A 25,144-nucleotide genomic window follows, 5' to 3' on the forward strand; every position below is an offset into this window, starting at 1 on the left:
CCCCGGCGATGCATATTTTTAGTGCGTTGCCCGCTCAATGGCGCGGTCTGTGGCATTCGGCATCGCTTCCGGCGGCGGCTTGGGCGCCTCCTTCGGTGGCTCGATGCCGTGCGAGTCGTGGATCTCGATGACTTTGCCTTTTTCACCACATTCGGTATTGGAAATCACGGTCTTGCCGTTGATGACGCATTTGCGCATCGGCGCCGGCGGCGGCGTCACCGTTGCCACCGCTGGCGCGGCCACTTCCGCGGCCTTGGCGCCGACCTTGTTCAGCCCCTCGGCAAACAGGTTGCGCTCCTGCCGCATCGAGATCAGGGCAAACGCCGCCACAGCGCCCAACACACCCATGATGACCGCTACCGCGACCAGGCTGATGCCCGATTGATATTTTTTCAAGGAAGCTCCGCTGAGTTCATACGTTGCATGATGATGCCGGTGCGCCGCGCCAGGTAAGCCGATTCGCGGTGCGCATCAAAGTATTTGGGACGCGGCAGCATCACTGCCAGCCGCGCCGCCTGTTCCGGTCCCAGCTTCGACGCCGGAACCCGGTAATAGTGGCGCGCCGCCGCTTCCGCGCCGTAGATGCCGCGCCCGAATTCCGCCACGTTCAGGTAGATCTCGAAGATGCGGCGCTTATCCATCAGCATCTCCAGCATATAAGTGATGATCAGCTCCTGGCCTTTGCGCAGGTAGCTGCGCGAGCCGGACAGGAACAGGTTCTTGGCAAGCTGCTGGGTGATGGTGGAACCGCCGTGGATCTTCTTGCCCTTCTTCTTTTCCTGGTTATGCTCGTAGGCCTTCTGCATCGCTTCCCAATCCACGCCTTCGTGTTCGGCGAAGTTGGCATCTTCCGAAGCGATCACCGCGCGTTTCAGGTTGGACGAAATGGACTGGTAGTCGACCCATTGCTGCTGCACGCGCGCTTTCGGATCTTTCTCCTGCATGGCGGCCTGCTGCTCGCGCATGAAGGCCGTCATCGTGGGGTTATGGTCGACCCACCACCAGATCTGCACGAAGAAATACAGCTGCACCGCGAGGAAAATCGCGATGGGGACGATGATGAACCACTTTATCCACGTGAAGCGGCCAAAAAGCTTCTTGATCATTCCAACGCTTCTCCACGCCTGAAATTAAACTCAGTAATCACAACCCAAATGTCGTTCTTTTCCGGTGAAAGCATTGATTCGGGCAGCCTTTCAAACGGAGCCGCCTGTTTCACGATTCGAATCGCTGCATCGTCCAGCGCAACCTTGCGGCCTTCATACTTTGGCGCGCAGGTACGCCAGCACTTCGGCGGTCCGAGGGCGCACGCCGCGCCAGACCTGGAAGGCTTCGGCGGCCTGTTCGACCAGCATGCCCAGGCCGTCGCGCGCGACGGCGCCGTGGCTGGCGGCGAATTCCATGAAGACGGTCGGCCTGGCGCCGTACATCATGTCCAGCGCCAGCGCCCCCGGCGCAAAGACCGTGGCCGGCACGGGCGGCAGGTCGGCGCTCAGGCTGGCGGAGGTGGCGTTGATGATGATGTCGAAGGCGCCCAGGACGTCGGCAAAGCCGCAGGCCGACAACACGCCCGGCCCGGCCAGCGCGCCGAATTGCTCGACCAGGGCCTCGGCCGTGGCAACGGTGCGGTTGGCGATCACCAGCGCAGCGGGGCGATGTTCCAGGATCGGCAGCACGACGCCGCGCGCAGCGCCTCCTGCGCCAAGCAGGAGCACGCGCTTGCCGGCGATCGCGACGCCGGCGTTCTGCACGACGTCGGCCACCAGGCCGGCGCCGTCGGTGTTGTCGCCCGTGATACCGCCATCAGCGCCGAACACCAGGGTATTTACCGCGCCCGCTGCCTGAGCGCGCACGGTCAGCGAAGTGGCCAGCTTGTGCGCTTCCAGCTTGAAGGGCACGGTGACGTTGGCCCCCTTGCCGCCAGCGGCAATGAAGGCCCGGACCGCGCCGCCGAAACCATCCAGCGGTGCAAGCCATTTCTCGTAACTCAGTTGCTGGCCAGTCTGCGCCGCATAGGCCGCGTGGATTTCAGGCGACTTGCTGTGGGCAATCGGGTTGCCGAAGACGCAGTACTTGTCCATCACTGATTGCTTCCGTAGGAAACCTCGACCTTCTCTTCACGCGTAAAGACGAACTTCTGCACGATCACCCACAGGTCGTCGCGGTCCTTGGAGCGCATATTCGGCGGGAATTTGCCGAATGGCGCGGAGCGGCGCACGATGCTGATCGCTGCCTTGTCCAGATCCGGATTGCCGGAGCTGCGCTCGATCACGGTGCCGCCTTCCTTTTCATAGACGCTGCCGTCCTGGAAGATAGGAATGCTCAGCACCACCACGCCGTACAGCTTGCGCCCATCCTTCTGCGGGAAATTGAGCGTGCCGATATCCTCCACGCGGCGGCGGAAGGCGTTGTAATACATGGCGTAGCCGACCCCTTGCGTGCTCGGCGACAGGAAAGTCTTCTTCGGCCGCTTGTTCTGGTCGTCGATGGTTTGCGTGATTTCCGCTTCCATGCGGGCGATGGCCTTGCTGCTTTCAATCAGCTCGGCGCCAGTGCGGCTAGGGTCGGTCTGGTTCTTTTCCGCCACCGGCGGGGCCGACAAAGGACTCTTCCTGACTTGGCTCAGCAGGTTTTTCTGGCGCTCCTCCAACTCCTGCATATAGCGCTGGGAGGCCTTGATGCTGTCGCCGGTTTCCATGCGGCGCATGTCGGGCAGCGGGGATTTGGCACGGCCGGCATCGGCATTGCCGCCGCCATCCAGGTCGGCCTGCGCCAGCGCATCGGCCTTCAGCGGCTTGGACGCATGCTTGGCATTGACCAGGATGACTTCAAGGCCGGGGTCGGTTGGCTCGACCTTGAAATCTTTGGGGGCGACGAAATGCACCATCAGCGCCACGGCGTGGAAACCCACCGATACTGCGGAGGCGATGACAAGGAACTGGTTTTCTTTGAAATACTTCACGCGCTGGAATCAAAAATGATGCTTTAGAGAATCTTGAATTCTACTTCACTGTGGGCCAGGTTCGGTAACAACCGTCTCGCTGGCGAGCGCAGCTTCCTCCGCATCGGCCTCGGTCGGCTGCGCCGGGTCGGCTGGCGCCTCCTCCTCGTCGAGTTCGGCCTCGGGCTCGGAAGGCAGGGTAATCGAGCCTTCCTGCAGGCGCGTCTCGATCGCCAGGTCGATTTCGTCCCAGCGTAGCACGTCCAGCTTCACATGTGACCCGCGCGCAACAGACGGCATGCCGGGCATGCGCACGATCAGCGGGATTTCGGCCAGGCGCAGTACTTCATCCTTCAGCACCACGGCTTCCACTTCCTTCGCATTTTCCTGGCCCAGCCAGCGCAGGCACCAGTAACGTTCCATGTTCGACTGGAAGTCGGCATAGGCCGCGTAGGCCGCATCGAAGGCCGACACGATGGCGAACAGGTTGGCGTCCTTGTGCTTGAACGGCGCCACCATCGGCGCGGTCACGCCGTGCGAAGCGCAGGCCAGGATCTGCCATTGGTTGACCAGGTCGGTATACCGGCGCAGCGGCGAAGTCGACCACGCGTACTGGTCCACGCCCAGCCCCTGGTGCGGTGCGGCCTGGGTCATCATGCGCACCTGCATCTTGGCGGCCCAGCCGCCTACGCCCTGGCCCTGGGTGCGGTAAATGCCCGGCACGCCATGGTCGTGCATCAGCTTGCCCCAGGTGGAGTTGGCAAAGATCATCAGCTCGGCCACGATCTTGTCCAGCGGCGCGCCGCGCTTGCGGCGGGAAATGGTGACGACGTCGTCTTCCACATAGAAGTTGAAGTCGACGCGGTTGTTCTGTTCTGGCTTCAGGCCGAATGCCTCACGCTTGACCATGCGGCCTGCTTCCAGGTGCTGTGCCCAGCCCCACAGCAAGGTCAGCTCGGCCTTGCGCGGGTAGTCGCCCGCGCCGCTGGCCAGGGTTTCCTCGTTGACCAGTTCGTCCAGCGTGTTGTGGCGCAGGTTGTTGGCGATCGGAACCAGTTCAGCTTTCGTCTCGGTCGAGATCACGGACCAGTCGGCCGGGTCGAGCACGGCGTACAAGGACAGTGCCGGGCAAGTCTTGCCCTCGGCCAGGGTGAAAGCGTCGACGATGCTGTCCGGCAGCATGGTGATCTTATCGCCCGGCATATAGACCGTGGACATGCGGCTGCGCGCGATCTTGTCGATGGCGTCGTCCGGCTTGATGCCCAGGCCCGGAGCGGCGATGTGGATGCCCACGCGCACCTTGCCGTCCGGCTGGTGCACCACGGAGAAGGCGTCGTCGATCTCGGTGGTGGTCACGTCGTCGATGGAGAACGCTTCCACCGCGGCCAGCGGCAGCTTGGCCGGGACGGAAGGCACCGGCAGTTCCGGGAAGCCATGGCCTTTCGGGAAATTCTCGAACAGGAACTTGGCCATATGCAGGTCTTTCGGCGACTTGATGCCGCCAGCCGACAGCATCAGGCGCGCCGGCGTGGTGTGCGCCTCGTTGGCGGCCTGCTCCAGTGCCTTGTATTCGATGGTGTTCTTGTCCGGCTTGAACAGCAACTGGTTGACGATGTTCAGCATCGATGCCGGCAGGGTGCCGGCTTTCAGCTCCTCGGCGTACTGGCCCTGGATGATGGCTTGCTGTTTCTTTTTCTCGATGCCGGCCAGGGCGGCCTTCAGGGTCTGCTCGGGCGCTTTCTTATAGCGGCCGCGGCCCTTTTTGTGGAAATAGATCGGCGCCGAGTGCAGGCTCAGGATCAGGCCGGCCGCTTCGGCTGCTTGCGGAGCGTGGCCGAAATATTCGGCGCCCAGTTCGGCAAAACCGAATTCCTCTTCGCCCGCCACCTCCCACAGGAAGTCCAGGTCGACGTCGGCGGCAATGGCCTTGGCCTGCTCCATCAGCTCGGCCGGCGATGGCTTGTCAAACTGCAGCATGACATCCTTGGTCTTGACCTTGTTGCGCTTGCCGCTGGCCATTTCAACCTGGTAGGCCTCGCCCGCCTGCGACAGCACGCTGCCTACTTTGAAATCGCCGGATTCTTCAAAAAATACATTCATTTCACATTATTCCGTTCAAGCTTGAGCACCGGCGGCAGGAATACCTCGGTCACAAGCAAAGTTCCTTCATGGCGCTGGTACAGGCAGCGCCGTGCATACAGTAAAGCTTCCTCCGGCACCTCGGCGCCGTGCGCCGTCAAGGCACTGCGGGCACGCCGGGCCAGCGGATGCGTCGCGCGCAAACGCGCAAATTCCAGTTCGCCACGCCGCACCTGCGGATCGCCAAACAGGGTACTGCCGAGCGAACGTTCGCCCAGGGCGCTGAACAGCGGCCAGTCCGAGGCGTCGGCCGACATTGGCACCACGGTGTGGGCGAAGACGACAGGCGTATTATCACACCGCAGCAAGACCTCCCGCTCCCAGACGCGGCCCGGGCGATGGTAGCCGATGATGTTGGCTTCGTCAGCCAGGCAGATTGCCGTGTCCTGGTGCAGCAACTGCACGCGGAATGCGCTGCTGTGCGCTTTCAGCTTGTTGGTCAGCGAGCCGCCGCCGGTCAGCCAGTGGCGGTAAGGGTGCGGGGCATTCGTCGCGAGCACGTGACCGTGCCAGTTGGCCTGGCGCAGCGATTGACCTTTCATTGAATTTCGCCCGTGACACCGCAGAACTCGAGCACTTCGCCCAGGTAGCCGGCATACGCGCTGATGGCGTGGTCGCTGCCCTGCACCACCTTCTGCTTCGCGCCGGCATAGTGCGCCACCATGTCGCGGTAGTCCAGCACTTCGTCGCCGGTGCAGGCAACCAGGAAGTAGCGTTCGGGCTGCGATACCTGCGGCACGGCCAGCGCACGCAATTCCTCTATATATTCAGGCTTGAATTCAAATGGTTCGTCCGAATGGTAGGCGGTAGTCACGCCAACGTGCTGGTCGAGATCCAGCATCGGCACCACGGCGGGATTCAGCAGGACGGCGCGGCAGCCGAGCTTTTCCGCCATCCAGGTGGCATAGTAGCCGCCAAGGGAAGAGCCGATAATGGTGAGTTCGTCGGGCGGAATGCCATCGACCAGCTTCAATGCCAGTTCCATTGCGAGCTTGGGGCTGGCCGGCAGTTGCGGGCAGATAAACTCTGCGCTGCGGCCAAGCTGCGCCATCCGCTCCCCGGTCAGCCGCGCCTTCATCGACTGCGGCGAGGAGCGGAAGCCATGCAGGTACAAAATCATTACTTCAGCGCCTCCAGCAATTTCTGGTGGACGCCGCCGAAGCCGCCATTGCTCATCACAATAATATGGTCGCCCGGCTTGGCCTGCGCGACGATAGCTTTCACCATCCCGTCCAGGTCCTCGTAGGCCGAGGCGATTTCGCCCATTGGCGACAGGGCTTCGGCCAGTTTCCAGCCCAGGGCTTGCTCGCTGCCAAAGCCGAATACCAGGTCGGCCTCTTTCAGGCTGCCGGGCAGCGCGTCCTTCATGGTGCCCAGCTTCATGGTGTTGGAGCGCGGCTCCAGCACGGCCAGGATGCGGCCATTGCTGCCGATCTTCTGGCGCAGGCCGCCGACGGTGGTTTCGATGGCGGTTGGATGGTGGGCGAAGTCGTCGTACACGGTCACGCCGTTAACGGTGCCGCGCACTTCCATGCGGCGCTTGACGCTCTGGAAGCTTTCCAGGGCCTGGGCCGCGACCTCGATCGGCACGCCCACATGGCGGGCGGCGGCAATCGCGGCCAGTGCATTGGAGCGGTTATGTTTACCGGTCAGTTGCCAGTTCACGCTGGCGGCCTTGGCGCCCTTGAAGATGACGTCGAAGCTGCCGTCGGCATGTTCGGCCATGGACCAGTCGGCGCCTGCCGCGCTGCCGAAGCTTTCCTTCTCGCTCCAGCAGCCGCGTTTCAGCACGCGCTGCAGGCTCGCTTCATCGGCATTGGCGATTACGCGGCCGATGCCGGGTACGGTGCGCACCAGGTGGTGGAACTGGGTTTCGATGGCGCCGATGTCCGGGAAGATGTCGGCGTGGTCGTATTCCAGGTTGTTCAGGATGGCCGTCTTCGAGTGGTAGTGCACGAACTTGCTGCGCTTGTCGAAGAAGGCGGTATCGTATTCGTCTGCTTCGATGACGAAGAATTCGGAGTCGGCGCCAGGGCCGGTCAGGCGGGCCGAAATGCCGAAGTTCTGCGGGATGCCGCCGATCAGGAAGCCGGGCGCGTAGCCGGCATGTTCCAGGATCCAGGCCAGCATCGCCGAGGTGGTGGTCTTGCCGTGGGTGCCCGCGACCGACAGGACCCATTTGTCCTTCAGGATGTGGTCGCCGATCCATTGCGGGCCGGAGATCATCGGCAGGTTGCGGTTCATGATCTCTTCAATTAGTGGATTGCCGCGCGAGACCACGTTGCCGATGACATAAAGGTCGGGATTCAGTTCCACCTGCTCGGGGCCGAAACCCTGGATCAGTTCAATGCCCTGGGCTTCCAACTGCGTGCTCATCGGCGGGTAGACGTTGGCGTCGCAACCCGTTACGCGGTGGCCGGCTTCCTTTGCCAGGACGGCAAGACCACCCATGAAGGTGCCGCAGATGCCTAGGATGTGGATGTGCATGGTGCAGATAGAAAAGAATTAAGAGCCGGATTTTACCTGATTAAAACCGGTCTCCGCGCCTGTGGTTGGGGTGGTGCGATTTTGATCTTCTCAAAAGGTCAAAAGCCCAGACCCGGAACCACAGGCCGCTGAGCAGACCGGGTCTGACCCTTGGGTCAGACCCCGATTTACCGGGTTTTGGGTATGATGCAATCATGAACCCCGAGATCAAAACCGAAATCGCCGCCGCCGCCGCCCGCATGATTGCGCAGGATGGCGCCGACTACGGCAGCGCCAAACGCAAGGCCGCCCGCCAGATATTGGGCGAGTCGCAAGCCCGCGACCTGTCCGACATCCTGCCCGACAACGAACAGATCGAAGAAGAAGTCCGCCTATACCACGCTCTATATAACGCCGACACCCACCCGGCCCACTTATTCAGATTGCGCGGCCTGGCTTTGCAGGTCATGGAAATGCTGGGACAATACCAACCTTTCCTGACCGGCTCCGTTCTGTACGGTACGGCGGGCATGCACGACGACATCCACCTGCAAGTATTCGTCGACAGCGCCAAGGAAGTAGAAATCTATTTATTAAACAAGAACCTGCAAATCGAGATCTCCGAGTCGCCCCATTTTCGCGGCCCCCGTTTCGAAGACGTTGAAACGGCCAGCTTCATGTGGAAGAACGTCGGCGTGCACGTCGAAATCTATGAGCAGGACGATCTGCGCGGCGCGAAAAAGAAAAGCGGCGACAAGCTGCTGCGCGCCGACCTCACCGAATTGCGCACCATCCTTACCAATAGCTCCCACCCAGCCCAATAATGAAAAAATTTGCAATCTACGCCGTGGCCGCCGTCCTGTTTGGCGGCGCCGGCGCCTGGTACTTCATCCACACCCAGCAAGCTCCAGCCCCAGCTCCGGTCACCACCACCGCCCCAGCCGGTGTGACCAGCCCGGTGGCCGCCATGATGGCCGAGTCCTTGCCAAATGATAAAGGCGTCAAGGAAGCGCTGTCGAAATGGAAAGGCAAGAACCTGCTGGTGAATTTCTGGGCGCCGTGGTGCGCACCGTGCGTGGAAGAGATGCCGGAATTGTCCGAACTGCAAAATTCTGAGCTCGGCAAGAAGGTCCAGGTGATTGGTATCGGCATCGACTCGCCCTCCAATATTGCAGAATTCACACAGAAAGTGAAAGTCGCCTACCCCGTTTACGTGGCAGGAATGAGCGGGACCGAACTGTCGCGCCAGTTCGGCAACACGCAAGGCGGGCTGCCCTTCACCGTCCTGATCGGCGCTGACGGCACAGTCAAAAAGACCTACCTCGCGCGCCTGAAATTCGACGACCTGAAGGCCGACCTGGCGGCATTAAACTAGCAGAAGAACGCCGCCGAACGATCGTTCTATTAAGTTCCGACAAGTTATTTTCTCTTGCCAATGCTCGTAGATGGCGGCAAAATGCGGAACTTTCGCGGAAAATGGTCAGGGAATCATGGCATCGAACCTGTTGCTCCTTAATGGCCCCAACCTGAATTTGTTGGGGACGCGCGAGCCTGAAACCTACGGCGCCAGCACGCTGGCAGACGTTGAACAGGCAGCGCAGGCACAGGCCAACATAGCCGGTGCACAGCTCGCCTGTTTCCAGAGCAACCACGAAGGAGCGTTGATTGACCGCATCCACGCAGCCCGAACCGAGGGCGTGGATTTCATCGTCATCAACCCGGGTGGCTATACCCACACCAGCGTCGCATTGCGCGATGCACTGGCCGGCGTAGCGATCCCTTTTATTGAAGTGCACATTTCGAATATTTATCGGCGGGAGGAGTTCCGCCACCATTCCTATCTCAGCGCAATCGCACAGGGGACGATCTGCGGGCTTGGTATCGACGGATATCGTCTCGCCATCGACTTTGCTTTAAAAAGCAGTTAATCTACCGCGATCTGCGCACATCTAACGCGATGCCGCCCATAAGGCGACATCAATGTAACCGTCAACATAATAGATAGAACAAGGGAGCCAACAACATGGATCTACGCAAGCTGAAGACGCTGATCGACCTGGTAGCAGAGTCGGACATCGCTGAACTGGAAGTGACCGAAGGCGAAAGCAAGGTTCGTATCGTCAAGTCCGGCGGTCTGGCACAAAACCAGGTCATGATGATGCCGCCGCAAGCGCCAACCCATTACGCACCTGCTGCCGCTCCTGTCGCAGCACCGGTTGCTGCGCCTGCCGCCGCTGCTCCAGCTGCCGCCGAGCCGACCGGCCACGTTGTGAAGTCCCCAATGGTGGGCACTTTCTACCGCGCTTCCGCGCCTGGCAACCCAGCCTTTGTGGAAGTGGGCGCCACCGTGAAGGAAGGCGACACCCTCTGCATCATCGAAGCGATGAAGCTGCTGAACGAGATCGATGCCGACAAGTCCGGCACCATTACCCAGATCCTGGTCGAGAACGGCCAACCGGTCGAATTCGGCCAGCCACTGTTTGTGATCGGCTAAAGCCGGGCCATGGCTGCTGTGGATACCCCGGCAGCCAGCACAATCTCTCCTCCTTTCACAAACATAGAAGCTGCCATGTTTGAAAAAATCCTTATTGCCAATCGCGGTGAAATCGCCTTGCGCATCCAGCGCGCGTGCCGCGAACTGGGCATCAAGACTGTGGTCGTGCACTCCGAAGCCGACCGTGACGCGAAGTACGTGAAGCTGGCCGACGAATCCGTCTGCATCGGCCCTGCTCCTTCGGCCCAGTCCTACCTGAATATGCCGGCCATCATTTCCGCGGCCGAAGTGACCGACGCGGAAGCGATCCACCCGGGCTACGGCTTCCTGTCCGAGAACGCGGACTTCGCCGAGCGCGTGGAAAAATCCGGTTTCGTCTTCATCGGCCCGCGCGCCGAATCGATCCGCATGATGGGCGACAAAGTGTCGGCCAAGCAGGCGATGATCAAGGCCGGCGTGCCTTGCGTGCCAGGCTCCGACGGCGCCCTGCCGGATGATCCGAAAGCCATCGTGCAGATCGCACGCAAGGTTGGCTATCCGGTGATCATCAAGGCCGCTGGCGGCGGCGGTGGCCGCGGCATGCGCGTGGTGCACACCGAAGCCGCCCTGCTGAACGCGGTCACCATGACCAAGTCAGAAGCCGGCGCCGCCTTCGGCAACCCGGAAGTCTATATGGAGAAGTACCTGGAGAACCCACGCCACGTGGAAATCCAGATCCTCGCCGACGAACACAAGAACGCCGTCTGGCTGGGCGAACGTGACTGCTCGATGCAGCGCCGCCACCAGAAGGTGATCGAGGAGGCGCCGGCGCCGGGCATCCCACGCAAGATTATCGAAAAGATCGGCGACCGTTGCGCCGAAGCTTGCCGCAAGATCGGCTACCGCGGTGCAGGCACCTTCGAATTCCTGTACGAAAACGGCGAGTTCTATTTCATCGAAATGAACACCCGTGTGCAGGTTGAGCACCCGGTGACCGAAATGATCACCGGTATCGACATCGTGCAGGAACAGATCCGCATCGCCGCCGGCGAGAAGCTGCGCTTCCGCCAGCGCGACGTGATGCTGTCCGGCCACGCCATCGAGTGCCGTATCAATGCCGAAGACCCGTTCAAGTTCACCCCGTCGCCAGGCCGCATCACCGCATGGCACGTACCGGGCGGCCCAGGCGTGCGTGTTGACTCGCACTCCTATGCGGGTTACTTTGTACCACCGAACTACGATTCGATGATCGGCAAGGTCATTACCTACGGCGCAACCCGCGAGCAGGCTATCCGCCGCATGCAGATCGCGCTGTCGGAAATGGTCGTTGAAGGCATTTCGACCAACATCCCGCTGCACCGCGAGCTGATGGTTGACGCACGCTTCATCGAAGGTGGCACCAACATTCATTATTTGGAACAACGGTTGGCAGAGATGCCAAAAGCAGGTAAGTAAAATAGGTAAGAAATAAGATGAGCTGGACTGAAATCGTCATCGAAGTAGCCCGTGAACACGCTGAGGCCCTGTCCGAAGCGTTGATGGATGCGGGCGCGCTGTCGGTGTCGGTGGAGGATGCCGATGAAGGCACCGACGCCGAAAACCCCCTGTTCGGCGAGCCGGGCATGGAGCCGACCGAAGCGGCATGGGATCATAGCCGCGTGGTCGCGCTGACCGATGACGAGGAAGACCAGGCCCTGATCGTGGCGGCTGCCGCCGGCGCGATCGGGCTGGCTCACCTGCCAAAGTTCACCACCCGCAAGGTGGAGGACGCCGACTGGGTGCGTCTGACCCAGTCGCAATTCGAGCCGATCCATATCGGCAAGAACATCTGGGTCGTGCCGAGCTGGCACGAAGCCCCCGATCCGTCGGCCCTGGTGCTGGAACTTGATCCGGGCCTGGCTTTCGGTACCGGCTCCCACCCGACCACCAAGCTGTGCATGGAATGGCTGGAAGCCCACCCGGCGCCGGGCAAGACCGTGCTGGATTACGGCTGCGGTTCCGGCATCCTGGCCATGGTGGCGCGCAAACTGGGCGCTGCCACGGTAGCCGGTGTGGATATCGATCCGCAGGCGATCGTCTCGGCTAACGACAATGCGCTGCGCAACCGCGTGGAAGATATCCAGTACTTCGTGCCGGATGATTTCGCGGAATCGGTGTTTGCCTCGCAGCGTTTCGATATCGTGGTCGCCAACATCTTGTCTTCGCCGCTGAAACTGATGGCGCCGATGCTGTCCGGCCGCGTTGCACCGGGCGGTTCGCTGGTGCTGTCTGGCGTGCTGGCGCGCCAGACAGAAGAAGTCGCTGCGGCCTACGCGCCGTTCATCAAGCTGAGCGTCTGGGCTGAGCACGAAGGCTGGGTGTGCCTGTCCGGCACGCTGGCATAAGGTAGCTTCCTGACTGATGGCGCTCGCCACTAAATGCCCCCATTGCAATACGATCTTCAGGGTCGCGGCTGACCAACTGAAACTGCGCGGGGGCATTGTCCGTTGCGGCTCTTGCGCGCTGGTCTTCGACGGCAATGCTGCCCTGGTCGGACCGGCTGCCAAGCCGACGCCTGTCATTCCCGATATAGTCGCCGAGGCGCCGGCGCCCAAGCCGGCGGTCTCCGATTACGTGCATGGTTCGCCGGTCGATTTCGAAATCGACCTCGGCGAGCAGCCGGCACCTGCCGCGCCACAGCCGCCTGTGGCCGAGCCAGTCCCGCCTGCCGTCTGGCGTACCGCAAGTACTGCGGCCCCTGTTGCCGAGCCAGCGCCCGCTGCCGCCCAGGCCAACGCGCCCTCGCCTGACGACATCGCCATCGCCGCCGTCACTCGTGCGTTCGCCCACGTGACCACGAATCCTGCGGTGGCATCGCCCGCGCCAACTTCGCCATCGCAAGCCGAACCGCCGCAACCCGCGGCAGCCTCGACGCCTGTCGCCGAGGCATCACGCCCGGCTGCCGCTGCGCTTGCCGCCAAGCCATCGCAACCGGTCGAAGTTTTGCACGCTACGGCGCCGTCGCCGGCAGCTCGTGCACCCTCGTCGCCGGCGGCGCGTTCGCTGATCGATGTCGTGTCGCCCGACGCCGCTTTCACGGCAGCTGCCGAACCATCCCCTCCGCTGGTAGCCGACGCTGCTGCCGAGGCAGCATCAGCCAAGGCGCGCACGCCGGCCGGTTCGTCTTCGCTGGCCGACCTGGTGGCGCCCGATGCCATCTTCACGGCCACCGCAGAGCCGTCGCCGCCCCTGGCCCCTCCGCCGGCCGCCAAAGCGTCGGCCCCGGTTGGCTCAGCCATGCTTTCGGACGTGCTGTCGCCCGATGCCACTTTCTCGGCCGCTACGCAAACAACACCAGCTGCCACGGCAGCGACGACGCCAGCACCGCGCACCGCGTTCACGCCAGCGCCCATCCCTGTGGCCGCCGCTCGGCCTCCTGTCGACGCAACCACGTCCACGGCGGCGCCCCAGCCGGAAGAAAGCCTCCCATTCAGGGCCCCTCCGCCAGTCGACCGGGCGGCACCGGCTGCCCTTGAAGCCGCTCCGCAGCGGGACGACACACCTGCCGAGCCGGCGCAACCTGCCGATGCGAGCGCGCTCCCGCCGGAAGAAGCGCTCGAAGTCGAACCCCCTGCGCCAGTCGAGCAGGCTGGCGCGCCTGCCGAGGATGAAACGCCTCAGCCTCGGGACGAAGCACCTGCCGAGCCGGCGCAAATTGCCGACGCGAGCGCGCTCCCGCCGGATGAAGCGCTCGAACTCGAACCGCCGGCGGCGGCCGAGCAGGCTGGCGCGCCTGCCGACGATGAAACGCCTCAGCCTCGGGACGAAGCACCTGCCGAGCCGGCGCAATTTGCCGACCAAATCGCGCTCGCGCCCGATGCAGCGTCCGCAGTCGATGCCCCATCACCCATCGAACCCACCGATTCACTGGCCGACATTGAGGCCCGCCTCGAGCCAGCGCAGGCAGTCGACGATGGCGTTCAGCCATGGGACGATACGCCCGCCGGCGAAGAGCACGCGACGACGGGATCTGGCGAGCAAGCCGGCGCTTCCCTCGTGGAGGCGATCGACCAATGGTCGACCGACAATTGGCATCCCGACGGCCGCGTCGAACCCTCGCTCGACATGCCCCAAGAACACGTGGTGGTCGCCGCCCTTGATGACGCGCACCATTTTGAAGACCTGCCGCCCGACGAGCCGCCCGAACCGGTATCACCAGTCGCCCAAGCAGCAGCGGATCACCCGGGCGAACCAGCCCCGGATGCAGAGCCACGGTCCACAGCCGACGCGGAGGCATCCGACGCCCCCGCGCCAAACGGCGAAGCATGGAGCCTGTCCGAGCTCGACGAAACTGCCCAGCACGCAGTCGCAGCAGTCAACACGGATGTACCGGACGACGGCGCCTCCATCCCCGGCGAAGAGCCAGCCGAACAACCTGCCAAATCCCGCCGCGAACGCGCCCTGAAACGCGCCAAATCGCGCCGCGATGCCAGCGGTCCAGCCGCCGAACACGAAGTCTTTGCGCTTGAAGAAAACGGCCCTGCACAGGAATCGAGCGCCGAAGAAGTTGCTGCCCGCATGCGCGCCCTCGCCGGCGTCGACGAAGCAAAAGCCGAAGCCGAAGACCTCGACCACTCCGACCTGAGCTTCGTCAAGCGTGTCGACCGCAGCCAGAAGTACGGCAAGGCGGTCACGATCACGATGGCAGTCGGCGTCCCGATCCTGCTCGCAGGCCTGGTGCTGCAAGCGGCCACCACCTTCCGCGACAGCCTGGCCGCGAATTACCCGCAACTGAAGCCAGCCCTGGCCGCCGTCTGCCAGCCGCTCGGATGCAAGATCGCCCTGCCCACCCAGCTCGATGCCCTCAGCGTCGAACCGGGAGAGCTGGCCAGCATGACTGAAAACACCTTCAGCTTCAGCACCGTCCTGCGCAACCAGTCCAAGACTCCACAAGCCTGGCCGCACATCGAGCTGACCCTGAACGACAACGCCGACAAGCCGGTGCTGCGGCGCGTATTTGCCCCGCGCGAATACCTGCCTTCGCCAGCCGAGCCCGAAAAGGGCTTCGGTCCGCGCAGCGAGCAAAGCATTAAACTGTACTTCGAGCTGAATGAGCTCAAAGCTTCCGGCTATCACATCGCCATTTTCTACCCTTAAAAATACTATGACTAAAACCGCGCTTGTCTGTGGCTCGCTGGCCATCGACATCATCATGCAATACGAGGGCCGTTTCGGCGACACCCTGCTGGCAGACCAGCTGCACAAGGTCAATGTGTCCTTCCTGGTGCCGACCATGCGTACCGAGTTTGGCGGCTGCTCCGGCAATATCGCCTACTCGCTGAAGATGCTGGGCGGCGATCCGCGTATTGTTGGCGTGCTGGGCCAGGACTGCGCTGCCTACCTGGAGCGCTTCCAGAAGCTCGGCATCTCGACCGACAACATCCTGATCAAGAAGGATGCCTACAACGCGCAGTGCTTCGTCACCGCCGATGCGGACCACAACCAGATCAACGCCTTCCACCCAGGCGCCATGTCGTTCGCGCACGAGAACCCGATCGAGAAGGCCGGTCCGGCCCGCATCGCGATCATTTCGCCGGACGGCCACCTGGGCATGCTGAAGCACGCGGAAGACCTGGCGCGCCTGGGCATCCCGTTCATCTTCGACCCGGGCCAGCAGATGCCGATGTTCACCGCCGAACAACTGATCGGCTTCATCGAGCAGGCGAGTTATGTAACCTGCAATGATTATGAAATCGAGCTGCTGATGTCGCGTACCGGGCTGACCATTCCGGATATCGCTGCCAAGCTGGAAGCGTTGATTGTGACCCGTGGCGAGAAAGGTTCGGAGATTTATACCCAGGGCAAGCGGATCGATATTCCTGCCGTGGTGGTCGATTCGTCGCTCGACCTGGACCCGACCGGCTGCGGCGATGCGTATCGCGCCGGCCTGCTGTTTGGCCTGGTCAACGACCTGGGGTGGGAGTCGACCGGCCGCCTGGCCAGTTTGCTGGGCGCGATCAAGATTGTTACCAAAGGGGCGCAGAACCATGTGTTCACGCCTGCGGAGATTGTGGACAAGTTTGAGGCGGCGTTCGGTTACCGCTTCTGAAACCGGTAAGCCGGGATCAGCCCTTGGGTCTGACCCCGGCTTACCGTTTTAAAAGGCGCGCCACATCCTCCAGCGTCACGCCAGACACCTCAAGTAGCTTCTTCTTATTAGTCTGCCCATGCGTCAGCGTCACCGCGCTGCGCGACACGCCCAAAGCCCCGGCCAGCCACTTCACCAAGGCCTCGTTCGCCTTGCCTTCGATCGGTTGCGCAGCCAGCTTGATCTTCAGGGCATCATCCAGCACCCCGACCACCTCGGTCTTCTTCGCATTCGCCTGGATCTGAACCGCCAGCCGCACGCCGCCCGGCAAGGGCGAACACCAGCCACGGCTCATGCCACCCCGAACAGCTTGCCCAGCAGAAGTTGGAATATCTGCAGCAGGATCACCGCCACCAGCACCGACAAGTCCAGGTTGCCGACCAGGGGCACCACCTTGCGGATAGGTCTGAGCAGCGGATCATTCAGCGCGCGCACGAAAGGCGCCAGCGGTGCATGCGGGTTGACCCAGCTGAAGATCACTTCGATGATCAGCAGCGCCATGAACCCGAACAGTATCCACTGCAGGAAGCGATACAAGGCCGCCAGCAACACGTACTCCACCGACCGTCCAATCAGGAAATCGATCGAAGTCGCCAGGATCACGATCAGGAATGCCCCGATCAGGCTGGCCCAGTCATAGCCGCCCATGCCGGGAACGATGCGGCGCAGCGGGCGCACCAGCCAGTCCGATAATTGAAAAGTAAACTGTGCCACCGACGAAGGCGGCCGGACGCGGATGGCCTGCATCCAGAAGCGCAGCAGCAGCACGCCGCCGAGGAGGCTCGCTATAACATCGACGATCAACTTCAGAATATCAAACACGAGTTCACTCCAAATAAAAAAACCGCTGTGCGATTGTCTCACACAGCGGTGTCTTCGCCATCCGGCACTAAGCGTTGAACGGCTTAGGAAGGACGGGTGCTGGTCGGGAACGGCCAGGCGGCTGCCGGGGCGATCACGGTTTTTGCTGCCGGAGCGGCGGCTGGAGCTGGGGCTGCAGCAGCGGGGGCTGGTGCGGCGGCTGGCTTCACAGCTTCCTTCTTAGGAGCAGCTGGTTTCTTAGGAGCGGCCTTTTTAGGGGCAGCTGGTTTTGCAGCAGGAGCTGCAGCCGGTGCTACGGCTACTGGCGCAACAGCTGGCTTGGCTGCTGGCTTAGCCGAGGCTTTTTTTGGGGCGGCCTTTTTAGCTGCAGGCTTGGCAGCTGGTTTTGCGGCGGCTTTAGGAGCGGCTTTTTTAGCAGCTGGCTTGGCAGCAGCTTTCTTGGCAGCTGGCTTCTTGGCGGCTGGCTTGGCAGCAGCTTTAGGAGCGGCCTTCTTGGCAGCAGGCTTGGCAGCGGCTTTCTTGGCAGCTGGTTTCGCAGCAGCTTTCTTGGCAGCTGGCTTGGCAGCGGCTTTCTTAGCGGCTGGCTTGGCAGCTGCTTTAGCTACGGTCTTCTTGGCTGCTGGTTTAGCTGCAGCTTTCTTGGCTGCTGGCTTAGCTGCTACTTTCTTGGCAACGGCTTTTTTAGCTGCTGGTTTAGCGGCTGCTTTCTTAGCTGCTGGTTTAGCGGCTGCTTTCTTAGCTGCTGGTTTTGCTGCTGCTTTAGCTACAGTCTTCTTGGCTGCTGGCTTGGCTGCTGCTTTCTTCGCTGCTGGTTTTGCTGCTGGCTTAGCAGCGGCTTTCTTCGCTACTGGCTTAGCTGCTGCTTTCTTAGCTGCTGGTTTTGCAGCTGGCTTGGCAGCGGCTTTCTTGGCTGCTGGTTTAGCGGCTGGCTTGGCAGCGGCTTTCTTGGCAGCTGGTTTGGCAGCTGGCTTAGCTGCGGCTTTAGCGGCCGGCTTAGCGGCAGCTTTCTTTGCTGGAGCAGCTGCTTTAGCGGCTGCTGGTTTCTTCTTAGCGGCGGTTGCCATTTTTAGTTCTCCTTCATCTGGGATGGGAAAAATTCACGCACAAATTTAAAACCCGTCCGGCCCTGCGCTGGACCAGGCGAATTATTCATCGGCACAAACACGGTTGCGGTTTGCGCTAATGAATTCGGCACCCAGCTGAACTGCTGCACCTCCTCACAAGTGCAGCGCTTCAGCCATCGATTCCTGCGCCGGTGCTTGGCAGCGCAGGACTCAAATTCTTTGTCGCGACGATTGCGCGGGTGGGGCGTAAACTCAGCTCCTCGACCCTTCGCCGGGCCACTTGGTACGACCAGCGTTCAAAGAAAAAACCGCCCGGCCTGATCGAGTGATCAGGAGAGCGGCTTCGCTGTCGTCGTGTGGTCTTTAAGCATACCTATGCGTTTTTGGTTCCCATTATTTTTCGATTTTTGCGGTAACAACACACCCGAAAAAACAGTGCTTGCAAATTCACGCGATTTCAAGTTCGCAAAGTACACGAAAGCTTGTCGATGCGCAACCAGCACGAATGATTTTCTTCTTCTTTTTTTGCGCCGATCTGCGAGTTCGCGCACATTGAAGCGCGCGTCACGAGCCGCTCACGCGCTTCGATCGACCATCGCATCGTCGACCACCTTCGCATAACGCCTTTAGGTAAAGGACGTATAAAAAATGAAGCGCCCCGGCCTGCGTTTGGGCGCGGGACCGGGGCGACTGATGGCGGCGTTTGAAATTTTTTTTTCGTCGCGATTACGCGACATGCAAAATTCGCTGCATCACGCGTTCGAGATCAAGCAAACAGGTGCTGTGCGTGCTGCCATCTGTTTGCGGTAGCTCCACCACCTCATGCGATTCGGCTGACAGCCCTTGCAGCGCCGCCGAGGCCTTCATCAGCGACGGCGCAGCGAAGCGCTTGCTGTCATCAACCGTGACGATGTCGGCCACCGCGTCGACCACCAGGCCGTAACGCCCTTCTTCGCGCTCGATCACCAGCACCTTGCCTGCATCTTCGCCGGCGTCCATCCCGTACAGGCGGCGCAAGTCGACCAGGCTGATGAGCTGTTGGCGCAGGTTCAGCACTCCGCACAGGTAGTCGGGCATGCCGGGCGGGTGGCTGATGTCGCCGCCGTGCTCGATGATCTCGCGCACCTGCTTCAGCTCCAGCGCGAACAGGTCGCCCACCCGGAAGCTCAAGTAGACCTTGCGTCCGGCGCGCTGGCTGGCTGCCGCCGGCGCCCCGCCCTGGTCGGCTGGATACAGCCGGCGATGGCCCAGGTCCATCTCGCCGATCTCGCTGCGCGAGAAGATGCCCGCGTGGTCCAGCAGGATCACGTCCTCTTCACCAGGCCGCGCCACGCAACCGGCAAACATCGCGCTGCGCTCCTTGCTCAGCAAAGGGATCGGCAGCACTTCATCGCTGCTGAAATGCAGGATGCTTTCCACTTCGTCGACCAGGAATCCGATCGTCGCCTCGCCGATCTGGGCGACCAGGATGCGCTGTTCGGCATCGGCCTGCGCGGGCTGGCCGCCGGCCTGCGCGGCAAAGTCCAGCACGGGCACCTGCAGGCCGCGGAACAGCATGCGGCCGCGGCACAGGGGGCTGGCCAGGATGGACGGGGCCAGTTCGGGCACGCGAACGATTTCCTGGATCGCCTTCATTTCCAGCGCGAACCGGGCGCCGGCGGCACGAAAGCTGATCGCGTGGCGGCGCTCGGCGACCGCCCGCAACTGGCGCCGCGATTCGGCGCCGGCGGCGCGCATCGATTGCACCTGCGGCACGTTCTCGATCTGCACCAGGCGGTCGATGTCGAGCACCTGGACCAGGCGCCGGCCGTCTTCCAGCAAGATGGTGCCGGCTACTACCCCTTGTGTCGATCCCTCCGCATAACGCAACCGGCTGCGTTGTTCGGGCCGCACGCGCAGGATTGCGCCGGTGGCGTGCACCAGCAGGCCGACCTGCGCTTCCTGGTAGTCGATGATGGCGATCTTGTCCGAAGCCTCGGCCGCAGGCGCCGACGGATCGAACAGGCGGCCCAGGTTGACCACCGGGATCACGCTGCCGCGCAGCGTGAACATGCCTTCCAGATAAGATGGGGCGAGCGGCACGCTGGTCATGCGATCGGGAAAGTTGACCACTTCCCGGATGCACAGCGCGGGCAAGGCGAACTCGCTGGCGCCCAGCATGAAAGACCCAAACAGTTCGAGCGCCGCCGCGGCGTCCGCCTGCGGCGCCGCCGACACCACACGCAAGGCTTCCATGGCTTACACCACGAAACCGGCGACCAGCTTGTTCAATTCCCCGGCGCGCGAATTCAGGCTGGCGGTCGACGAGGCAATGCTGTCGCAGCTGCCGGCCGACTGCTCGGCCGCTTCGGCGATGTGGTTGATGGCGACGCTGACCTCGCGCGCTGACAACAGTTGCTCACGGGCTTCGTGCGAGATTTCGGCAATGGCTTCGCCGGTCTTGCCGACGCCGGTGACGATGCGGTCGAAGGCTTCGCTGGCCTGGTGCGAGATGGCGGTGCCGGTATTGACCCGCTTGACCGACTCGCTGATCAGCTTGGAAATCTCCTTGGTCGCCTGCGAGGAACGCTCGGCCAGCTTGCGCACCTCGTCCGCCACCACCGAGAACCCCAGGCCATGTTCACCGGCGCGCGCCGCTTCGATGGCCGCGTTGAAGGCCAGCATATTGGTCTGATTGGCAATATCGCTGATCACCTTGACGATCTCGCCGATGTCTTCCGACGAACGATTGATCAGGTCCATCGCCTCGATCGAACGCGCCACCGCCTTGGCGCCCGCCTCGGCTTCGTCCTGGGTCGACTTGGCCAGCTCGTTGGCCTGGCCGGTGCTGGTGGCAATCGCATCGATCGAACGGGTCAGGCCTTCGACCGTGGCATTCATCTCCTCGACTGTCGCGCCCAGCTCCTGCGAACCGCCGGCCACCACGCCGGCGCGGTTGGCGATCTCCTCGGCATCGTCGGCGAAGGCGGTGGCCGACATCACCACCTGGCCAATCACGCCGCGCAAGTCTCCCATCATCTTGCCGATGCCGGCGCCCAGCTGGTCGAGCGGCTCGTCGCCGGCCAGCGGCACCTCGGCCGTCAGGTCGCCCTTGGCTGCGCGCGCCACCGCATCGAGCAGGCGCGCGATCTTGGCGGCGTCGCTGGCTGCCTTGTCCTTGATGCCCTGCTCCATCAGCACCTGCTCGGTGATGTCGCTGGCGAACTTGACGATTTTGAAAGGCGTGCCGTTCATGTCCAGGATCGGATTGTAGGTGGCCTGGATCCAGATCGTCTTGCCGCCATTGCCGAGGCGCTTGTAGCGGCCGCCGTCGAATTCGCCGCGGTTCAGTTTTTGCCAGAAGCGCTTGTAGTCGACGCTGGCCGCGTAGTCGGTCTCGCAGAACATGCGGTGGTGTTCGCCCTTGATGTCGTCCAGCGTATAGCCCATCGCATCGAGGAAGTTGCTGTTGGCGGTGAGCACATGGCCGCCCATGTCGAACTCGATCACGGCCTGCGCCTTGTCCATCGCGCTGACCTTGCCTTCGTACTCTGCGTTGCGCAGCTTGCTGGCCGTGATGTCGGTGGCGAACTTGATTACTTTAAAAGGCCTGCCGTCGGCGTCGAACACCGGGTTGTAGGAAGCGTTGATCCAGATTTCACGCCCGCCCTTGCCAAGGCGCTTGTACTCGCCGTGCTCGAAATGGCCGCCGCGCAGGCGCTCCCAGAATTGCTTGTATGCTTCGCTGGCCACGAATTCGCTGTCGCAAAACATCGCGTGGTGGCGGCCCTGCACTTCGTCCAGCGTATAGCCGACCGCACTCAGGAAGTTGTCGTTGGCGTGCAAGATGGTGCCATCGAGCTGGAATTCGATGACGGCCTGGACGCGATTGAGTGCGGCGTTGATGGCCTGCAGTTCGACTTCCTGTAGCTGGCTTTCCTGGATGATCGGGCTGTTCATTTGGGTGAGCTCCTGTAGGGGATTGTTGCCACTGAGAATTTTCAGTATAGCCAGCGCCCTGCGGGGGATACTCACGCTTTGTCACCGTTGTCGACCCACAACGAAACAACGCCCGGCGTGCCGGGCGTTGTCAGTTTCTTACTCCTCGTGGAAGGCTTCTTCCCGTTTCTTGCGCAAGGAAGGCGACAGCACCACCGCCAGCGCCAGCACTGCCAGCGCCAGCAAGGTGGCACTGATCGGACGGTTGAGGAACACCATCGGGTCGCCATGCGATAGCGTCATGGCGCGCCGCAGGTACTCTTCCAGCATCGGCCCGATGATGAAGCCGAGCAGCATCGGCGCCGGCTCGGCATCGAGCTTGGCGCAGATATAGCCGAACACGCCGAACAGCGCCATCAGCCAGACGTCGAACTGGGCATTGTTGAGGCTGAACACGCCAATCGCACAGAACATCAGGATGGCCGGGAACAGGCGGTGGTAAGGCACCGTGATCATCTTCACCCACAGGCCGATCATCGGCAGGTTCAGCACCACCAGGAACAGGTTGCCGAACCACATCGACACGATCAGGCCCCAGAACAGATCGGGCTTCTCCGTCATCACCGCCGGTCCCGGGGTAATGCCCTGGATGATCATGGCGCCGATCATCAGTGCCATCACCGGGTTGGACGGAATGCCCAGCGTCAGCATCGGGATGAAGGAAGTCTGTGCGCCCGCGTTGTTGGCCGATTCCGGCGCCGCCACGCCCTCGATGGCGCCCTTGCCGAACTCTTTTGCGTTCGGCGACACCTTTTTCTCGAGCGAGTAGGAAGCGAAGGAAGCCAGCATCGCGCCCCCGCCCGGCAGGATGCCCAGCGCCGAACCGAGCAAGGTGCCGCGCAAGACCGGCGCCAGGATGCGCTTGAAGTCTTCCTTGTCCAGCATCAGCCCCGACACTTTCTTCATCAGGATGTGACGCTCTTCATCATGCTCCAGGTTGCGCACGATCTCGCCGATGCCGAACATGCCCATGGCCACGATCACGAAAGAAATGCCTTCAGCCAGTTCCGGCATGTCATAGGTGTAACGTTGCTGGCCTGAGTTGACGTCGGTGCCGATCATGCCCAGGAGCAGGCCCAGGATCACCATGCCGATCGCGTTCAGCAAGGAGCCGCTGGCCAGCACCACAGCCGCCACCAGGCCCAGCACCATCAGCGAGAAGTAGTCGGCCGGGCCGAACTTCAGCGCCAGGTCGGCCAGCGGCGGCGCAAAGCACGCCACTACCACGGTGGCCACCGTGCCCGCGAAGAAGGAGCCCAGGGCCGCCGTTGCCAGCGCCTTGCCGGCATGCCCCTTGCGCGCCATCTGGTAACCGTCGATGGCTGTCACCACGGAGGATGACTCGCCCGGCAGGTTGACCAGGATGGCCGTGGTGGAGCCGCCATACTGGGCGCCATAATAAATACCGGCCAGCATGATCAACGCCGCCACCGGCGGCAGGCCGAAGGTGGCCGGCAGCAGCATGGCAATGGTGGCGATCGGGCCCAGGCCCGGCAGCACACCGACCGCGGTGCCAATGAAGACCCCCATCAGGCAGTACATCAGGTTGGTCAGGGTGAAGGCGGTTTCAAAGCCCAGACCCAGGTTGCTTAAGATTTCCATGCCGGCCCCTTAGAAACCAAGCCAGGGGCCGAGCGCAGGTATCGGCAATCCCAACAATTTAATGAACAGCACGTAGGCAAACACGGCCAGGCCAATTGCCAGCAGCGCCACTTCTTTCCAGCGGAACTTGGGGCTGGCATAAGCGCTCACCAGCACCAGCACGGCAGCGGCCGGCACCAGCCCGGCGCCGCGCATCAGGATGCCGAACAGCGCCACGGCCAGCGTGACCAGGGCCAGCGGCTTGAGGTGCAGTTTCTCCATCGGCTCGCCGTGGCGGAAGAAGGCGCGCAGCACCCCCGCCGCGCCGATCACGGCCAGCAGGATGCCCAGCACGACCGGGAAGAAGGCCGGCCCCATGCGGAAGGACGTGCCCATGTTCAGGTCGCCGCGCGTGAACACGGCGCCCAGCCCGATGGCGATGAAGATCACCCCGATCCAGAAATCCTTCGGGTGACGAATTGCGGAAGACATCAGAGACTCCTTGGCCGGCGCTTAGTCGGCGTAAACGCCGGCTTTGCTGATGATCGGGCCCCAACGGTCGATATCTGCCTTCAGGTGCGCACGCAGGGCTTCCGGCGTGGCGCGCTTGGTGTCCACCGGCTCGGTGCCGAGGTCGGCGAAGCGCTGCTTGACGGCCGGATCCTTCAGGGCCACCTGCAGGGCGCCGACCAGCGTGTCGATCACTGGCTTCGGCGTGCCTTTCGGTGCGTACATGCCGTGCCACACCGCCACTTCAAAGCCAGGAACGCCGGCCTCGTTCAGGGTTGGCACGTCCGGCATCGACGGCACGCGGGTCTTGGTGGTGACGGCGTAGACCTTCACCTTGCCGCTCTTGATCTGGCTGGTGGTGTTGGTGGTCTGGTCGCACATGAAGTCCACCTGGCCGCCCAGCAGGTCATTCATGGCCGGGCCGGTGCCCTTGTATGGCACGGTGGTCAGGTCGGTCTGGATGGCGGACATGAACAGCATGCCGCACAGGTGGGAAGCCGAACCGAGGCCGGCGTTGGCGTAGGTCACCTTGGTCTTGTTGGCTTTTACATAAGCCAGGAATTCCTTGAAGTCCTTGGCCGGGAAGTCCTTGCGCGCCACCAGGGTCATTGGCACGTCGGTCACCAGGCCGATCGGCTCGAAGCTGTCGATGGCGTTGTAGCTCAGCTTGCGGTACAGGGCCGGTGCGGTGGAATGGCCGATGTGGTGCAGGAAGATGGTGTAGCCGTCCGGAGCCGCCTTGGCGGCGCGCGCCGCGCCAATGGTGCCGCCGGCGCCGCCGACGTTTTCCACAACGATCTGCTGTTTCAGCTTGGTGCCCATGGACTGCGCCAGCAGGCGCGCCACGGTGTCGGTCGGTCCGCCGGCTGCAAACGGCACGATCAGGGTGATCGGCTTGGTCGGGTAGCTCTGTGCCTGCGCGAGGCTGGCGCCGAACAGGGGCAGGCATGCCATTGCGGTGATGAGGGCGCGTCGTTTCATGTGGTTCTCCAGTTGCTGATTAATTGTTGGATTTGCGCTACTAGTAATGTTGTACCAGCAAT

Annotated in this window: 25 protein-coding genes; 9 read left to right on the forward strand and 16 right to left on the reverse strand. The window is 62.3% G+C overall.

Features of this window, described 5'->3' with window-relative positions; translation table 11 throughout:
- Positions 1-18 precede the first annotated feature (18 nt).
- The 8 genes from ACN9MZ_RS25860 to mpl form a co-directional block, all read right to left on the reverse strand.
- Positions 19-396, reverse strand: a complete 378-nt coding sequence (locus ACN9MZ_RS25860; RefSeq protein ID WP_426339686.1) for a DUF4124 domain-containing protein — start codon at positions 394-396, stop codon at positions 19-21.
- The gene (gene mtgA / locus ACN9MZ_RS25865; protein ID WP_426339687.1) at positions 393-1,106 is read right to left on the reverse strand and encodes a monofunctional biosynthetic peptidoglycan transglycosylase; all 714 of its coding nucleotides are present in this window, start codon (positions 1,104-1,106) and stop codon (positions 393-395) included. The genes ACN9MZ_RS25860 and mtgA overlap by 4 nt, the downstream gene beginning before the upstream one ends.
- A 153-nt stretch (positions 1,107-1,259) precedes the next feature.
- A complete protein-coding gene (gene aroE / locus ACN9MZ_RS25870; RefSeq protein WP_426339688.1) occupies positions 1,260-2,081 on the reverse strand; it encodes a shikimate dehydrogenase in 822 nt (273 codons plus the stop codon).
- The gene (locus tag ACN9MZ_RS25875) at positions 2,081-2,962 is read right to left on the reverse strand and encodes an energy transducer TonB (RefSeq protein WP_426164828.1); all 882 of its coding nucleotides are present in this window, start codon (positions 2,960-2,962) and stop codon (positions 2,081-2,083) included. Before ACN9MZ_RS25875 ends, aroE begins: the two co-directional genes overlap by 1 nt.
- A gap of 45 nt (positions 2,963-3,007) precedes the next feature.
- Entirely contained in the window at positions 3,008-5,041 is a 2,034-nt protein-coding gene (locus ACN9MZ_RS25880) for an RNB domain-containing ribonuclease (protein WP_426339689.1), read from the reverse strand.
- The gene (locus ACN9MZ_RS25885; protein WP_426339690.1) at positions 5,038-5,622 is read right to left on the reverse strand and encodes a chorismate--pyruvate lyase family protein; all 585 of its coding nucleotides are present in this window, start codon (positions 5,620-5,622) and stop codon (positions 5,038-5,040) included. Before ACN9MZ_RS25885 ends, ACN9MZ_RS25880 begins: the two co-directional genes overlap by 4 nt.
- The gene (locus tag ACN9MZ_RS25890; protein WP_426339691.1) at positions 5,619-6,200 is read right to left on the reverse strand and encodes a YqiA/YcfP family alpha/beta fold hydrolase; all 582 of its coding nucleotides are present in this window, start codon (positions 6,198-6,200) and stop codon (positions 5,619-5,621) included. The genes ACN9MZ_RS25885 and ACN9MZ_RS25890 overlap by 4 nt, the downstream gene beginning before the upstream one ends.
- Entirely contained in the window at positions 6,200-7,567 is a 1,368-nt protein-coding gene (gene mpl / locus ACN9MZ_RS25895) for a UDP-N-acetylmuramate:L-alanyl-gamma-D-glutamyl-meso-diaminopimelate ligase (RefSeq protein ID WP_426339692.1), read from the reverse strand. Before mpl ends, ACN9MZ_RS25890 begins: the two co-directional genes overlap by 1 nt.
- 194 nt (positions 7,568-7,761) lie before the next feature.
- On the opposite strand from mpl, the gene ACN9MZ_RS25900 reads away from it, so the two are divergent.
- The 8 genes from ACN9MZ_RS25900 to ACN9MZ_RS25935 all read left to right on the forward strand — a co-directional run bounded on the left by ACN9MZ_RS25900 (position 7,762) and on the right by ACN9MZ_RS25935 (position 16,107).
- Entirely contained in the window at positions 7,762-8,370 is a 609-nt protein-coding gene (locus tag ACN9MZ_RS25900) for a hypothetical protein (RefSeq protein WP_426339693.1), read from the forward strand.
- Positions 8,370-8,921, forward strand: coding sequence for a redoxin family protein (locus ACN9MZ_RS25905; RefSeq protein WP_426339694.1), 552 nt, complete (start codon positions 8,370-8,372; stop codon positions 8,919-8,921). The genes ACN9MZ_RS25900 and ACN9MZ_RS25905 overlap by 1 nt, the downstream gene beginning before the upstream one ends.
- Before the next feature lie 115 nt (positions 8,922-9,036).
- Positions 9,037-9,474: a type II 3-dehydroquinate dehydratase gene (gene aroQ, locus ACN9MZ_RS25910; RefSeq protein ID WP_426339695.1), complete on the forward strand. Its 438-nt coding sequence runs from the start codon at positions 9,037-9,039 to the stop codon at positions 9,472-9,474.
- A gap of 95 nt (positions 9,475-9,569) precedes the next feature.
- Positions 9,570-10,040 (forward strand): acetyl-CoA carboxylase biotin carboxyl carrier protein, encoded by a 471-nt coding sequence (gene accB / locus ACN9MZ_RS25915; RefSeq protein ID WP_426339696.1) that lies wholly within the window; start codon positions 9,570-9,572, stop codon positions 10,038-10,040.
- Between the two features lie 75 nt (positions 10,041-10,115).
- On the forward strand, positions 10,116-11,474 hold the full coding sequence (gene accC / locus ACN9MZ_RS25920; protein WP_426339697.1) for an acetyl-CoA carboxylase biotin carboxylase subunit: 1,359 nt from the start codon (positions 10,116-10,118) through the stop codon (positions 11,472-11,474).
- A gap of 17 nt (positions 11,475-11,491) precedes the next feature.
- A complete protein-coding gene (prmA, locus tag ACN9MZ_RS25925) occupies positions 11,492-12,403 on the forward strand; it encodes a 50S ribosomal protein L11 methyltransferase (protein ID WP_426339698.1) in 912 nt (303 codons plus the stop codon).
- A 16-nt stretch (positions 12,404-12,419) separates the two neighbouring features.
- A complete protein-coding gene (locus ACN9MZ_RS25930) occupies positions 12,420-15,155 on the forward strand; it encodes a DUF3426 domain-containing protein (protein WP_426339699.1) in 2,736 nt (911 codons plus the stop codon).
- Positions 15,156-15,162: 7 nt separating this feature from the next.
- On the forward strand, positions 15,163-16,107 hold the full coding sequence (locus ACN9MZ_RS25935) for a carbohydrate kinase family protein (protein ID WP_426339700.1): 945 nt from the start codon (positions 15,163-15,165) through the stop codon (positions 16,105-16,107).
- 40 nt (positions 16,108-16,147) lie between these two features.
- Here ACN9MZ_RS25935 and ACN9MZ_RS25940 read toward each other — a convergent pair whose 3' ends face one another.
- The 3 genes from ACN9MZ_RS25940 to ACN9MZ_RS25950 all read right to left on the reverse strand — a co-directional run bounded on the left by ACN9MZ_RS25940 (position 16,148) and on the right by ACN9MZ_RS25950 (position 17,177).
- Positions 16,148-16,441 carry a DUF167 domain-containing protein gene (locus ACN9MZ_RS25940; RefSeq protein WP_426339701.1) on the reverse strand — a complete coding sequence of 98 codons (294 nt, stop codon included), beginning with the start codon at positions 16,439-16,441 and terminating at the stop codon, positions 16,148-16,150.
- Positions 16,438-16,968: a YggT family protein gene (locus tag ACN9MZ_RS25945; RefSeq protein WP_426164854.1), complete on the reverse strand. Its 531-nt coding sequence runs from the start codon at positions 16,966-16,968 to the stop codon at positions 16,438-16,440. Before ACN9MZ_RS25945 ends, ACN9MZ_RS25940 begins: the two co-directional genes overlap by 4 nt.
- 83 nt (positions 16,969-17,051) lie before the next feature.
- Complete coding sequence (locus ACN9MZ_RS25950; protein WP_260115156.1) at positions 17,052-17,177, reverse strand: hypothetical protein; 126 nt, start codon at positions 17,175-17,177, stop codon at positions 17,052-17,054.
- A gap of 109 nt (positions 17,178-17,286) precedes the next feature.
- Between ACN9MZ_RS25950 and ACN9MZ_RS25955 the strand changes: the two genes are divergently transcribed.
- Entirely contained in the window at positions 17,287-18,081 is a 795-nt protein-coding gene (locus ACN9MZ_RS25955) for a hypothetical protein (protein ID WP_426336410.1), read from the forward strand.
- 677 nt (positions 18,082-18,758) lie between these two features.
- Here the strand turns inward: ACN9MZ_RS25955 and ACN9MZ_RS25960 are convergent.
- The 5 genes from ACN9MZ_RS25960 to ACN9MZ_RS25980 form a co-directional block, all read right to left on the reverse strand.
- A complete protein-coding gene (locus ACN9MZ_RS25960) occupies positions 18,759-20,267 on the reverse strand; it encodes a chemotaxis protein CheW (protein WP_426339702.1) in 1,509 nt (502 codons plus the stop codon).
- Positions 20,268-20,270: 3 nt separating this feature from the next.
- A complete protein-coding gene (locus ACN9MZ_RS25965; RefSeq protein WP_426339703.1) occupies positions 20,271-21,971 on the reverse strand; it encodes a methyl-accepting chemotaxis protein in 1,701 nt (566 codons plus the stop codon).
- A gap of 138 nt (positions 21,972-22,109) precedes the next feature.
- Positions 22,110-23,612 carry a tripartite tricarboxylate transporter permease gene (locus ACN9MZ_RS25970; protein ID WP_426339704.1) on the reverse strand — a complete coding sequence of 501 codons (1,503 nt, stop codon included), beginning with the start codon at positions 23,610-23,612 and terminating at the stop codon, positions 22,110-22,112.
- A gap of 9 nt (positions 23,613-23,621) precedes the next feature.
- A complete protein-coding gene (locus tag ACN9MZ_RS25975) occupies positions 23,622-24,083 on the reverse strand; it encodes a tripartite tricarboxylate transporter TctB family protein (protein ID WP_426339705.1) in 462 nt (153 codons plus the stop codon).
- Between the two features lie 21 nt (positions 24,084-24,104).
- The gene (locus ACN9MZ_RS25980; RefSeq protein WP_426339706.1) at positions 24,105-25,082 is read right to left on the reverse strand and encodes a tripartite tricarboxylate transporter substrate binding protein BugD; all 978 of its coding nucleotides are present in this window, start codon (positions 25,080-25,082) and stop codon (positions 24,105-24,107) included.
- Positions 25,083-25,144 lie beyond the last annotated feature (62 nt).

Origin of the sequence: Pseudoduganella sp. S-14 (genome assembly GCF_049913285.1) — a bacterium.
Lineage (GTDB): Bacteria > Pseudomonadota > Gammaproteobacteria > Burkholderiales > Burkholderiaceae_D > Rugamonas.

Excerpts from the sequence above, each read along its gene's own strand:
- ACN9MZ_RS25930 (WP_426339699.1), top strand. The coding sequence starts at position 12,420 with ATGGCGCTCGCCACTAAATGCCCCCATTGCAATACGATCTTCAGGGTC.
- mtgA (WP_426339687.1), bottom strand. The coding sequence starts at position 1,106 with ATGATCAAGAAGCTTTTTGGCCGCTTCACGTGGATAAAGTGGTTCATC.
- aroQ (WP_426339695.1), top strand. The coding sequence starts at position 9,037 with ATGGCATCGAACCTGTTGCTCCTTAATGGCCCCAACCTGAATTTGTTG.
- ACN9MZ_RS25935 (WP_426339700.1), top strand. The coding sequence starts at position 15,163 with ATGACTAAAACCGCGCTTGTCTGTGGCTCGCTGGCCATCGACATCATC.
- ACN9MZ_RS25975 (WP_426339705.1), bottom strand. The coding sequence starts at position 24,083 with ATGTCTTCCGCAATTCGTCACCCGAAGGATTTCTGGATCGGGGTGATC.
- ACN9MZ_RS25960 (WP_426339702.1), bottom strand. The coding sequence starts at position 20,267 with ATGGAAGCCTTGCGTGTGGTGTCGGCGGCGCCGCAGGCGGACGCCGCG.
- aroE (WP_426339688.1), bottom strand. The coding sequence starts at position 2,081 with ATGGACAAGTACTGCGTCTTCGGCAACCCGATTGCCCACAGCAAGTCG.
- ACN9MZ_RS25885 (WP_426339690.1), bottom strand. The coding sequence starts at position 5,622 with ATGAAAGGTCAATCGCTGCGCCAGGCCAACTGGCACGGTCACGTGCTC.
- ACN9MZ_RS25905 (WP_426339694.1), top strand. The coding sequence starts at position 8,370 with ATGAAAAAATTTGCAATCTACGCCGTGGCCGCCGTCCTGTTTGGCGGC.
- ACN9MZ_RS25890 (WP_426339691.1), bottom strand. The coding sequence starts at position 6,200 with ATGATTTTGTACCTGCATGGCTTCCGCTCCTCGCCGCAGTCGATGAAG.
- ACN9MZ_RS25940 (WP_426339701.1), bottom strand. The coding sequence starts at position 16,441 with ATGAGCCGTGGCTGGTGTTCGCCCTTGCCGGGCGGCGTGCGGCTGGCG.
- ACN9MZ_RS25980 (WP_426339706.1), bottom strand. The coding sequence starts at position 25,082 with ATGAAACGACGCGCCCTCATCACCGCAATGGCATGCCTGCCCCTGTTC.
- ACN9MZ_RS25970 (WP_426339704.1), bottom strand. The coding sequence starts at position 23,612 with ATGGAAATCTTAAGCAACCTGGGTCTGGGCTTTGAAACCGCCTTCACC.
- ACN9MZ_RS25880 (WP_426339689.1), bottom strand. The coding sequence starts at position 5,041 with ATGAATGTATTTTTTGAAGAATCCGGCGATTTCAAAGTAGGCAGCGTG.
- mpl (WP_426339692.1), bottom strand. The coding sequence starts at position 7,567 with ATGCACATCCACATCCTAGGCATCTGCGGCACCTTCATGGGTGGTCTT.
- accB (WP_426339696.1), top strand. The coding sequence starts at position 9,570 with ATGGATCTACGCAAGCTGAAGACGCTGATCGACCTGGTAGCAGAGTCG.
- ACN9MZ_RS25900 (WP_426339693.1), top strand. The coding sequence starts at position 7,762 with ATGAACCCCGAGATCAAAACCGAAATCGCCGCCGCCGCCGCCCGCATG.
- ACN9MZ_RS25965 (WP_426339703.1), bottom strand. The coding sequence starts at position 21,971 with ATGAACAGCCCGATCATCCAGGAAAGCCAGCTACAGGAAGTCGAACTG.
- accC (WP_426339697.1), top strand. The coding sequence starts at position 10,116 with ATGTTTGAAAAAATCCTTATTGCCAATCGCGGTGAAATCGCCTTGCGC.
- prmA (WP_426339698.1), top strand. The coding sequence starts at position 11,492 with ATGAGCTGGACTGAAATCGTCATCGAAGTAGCCCGTGAACACGCTGAG.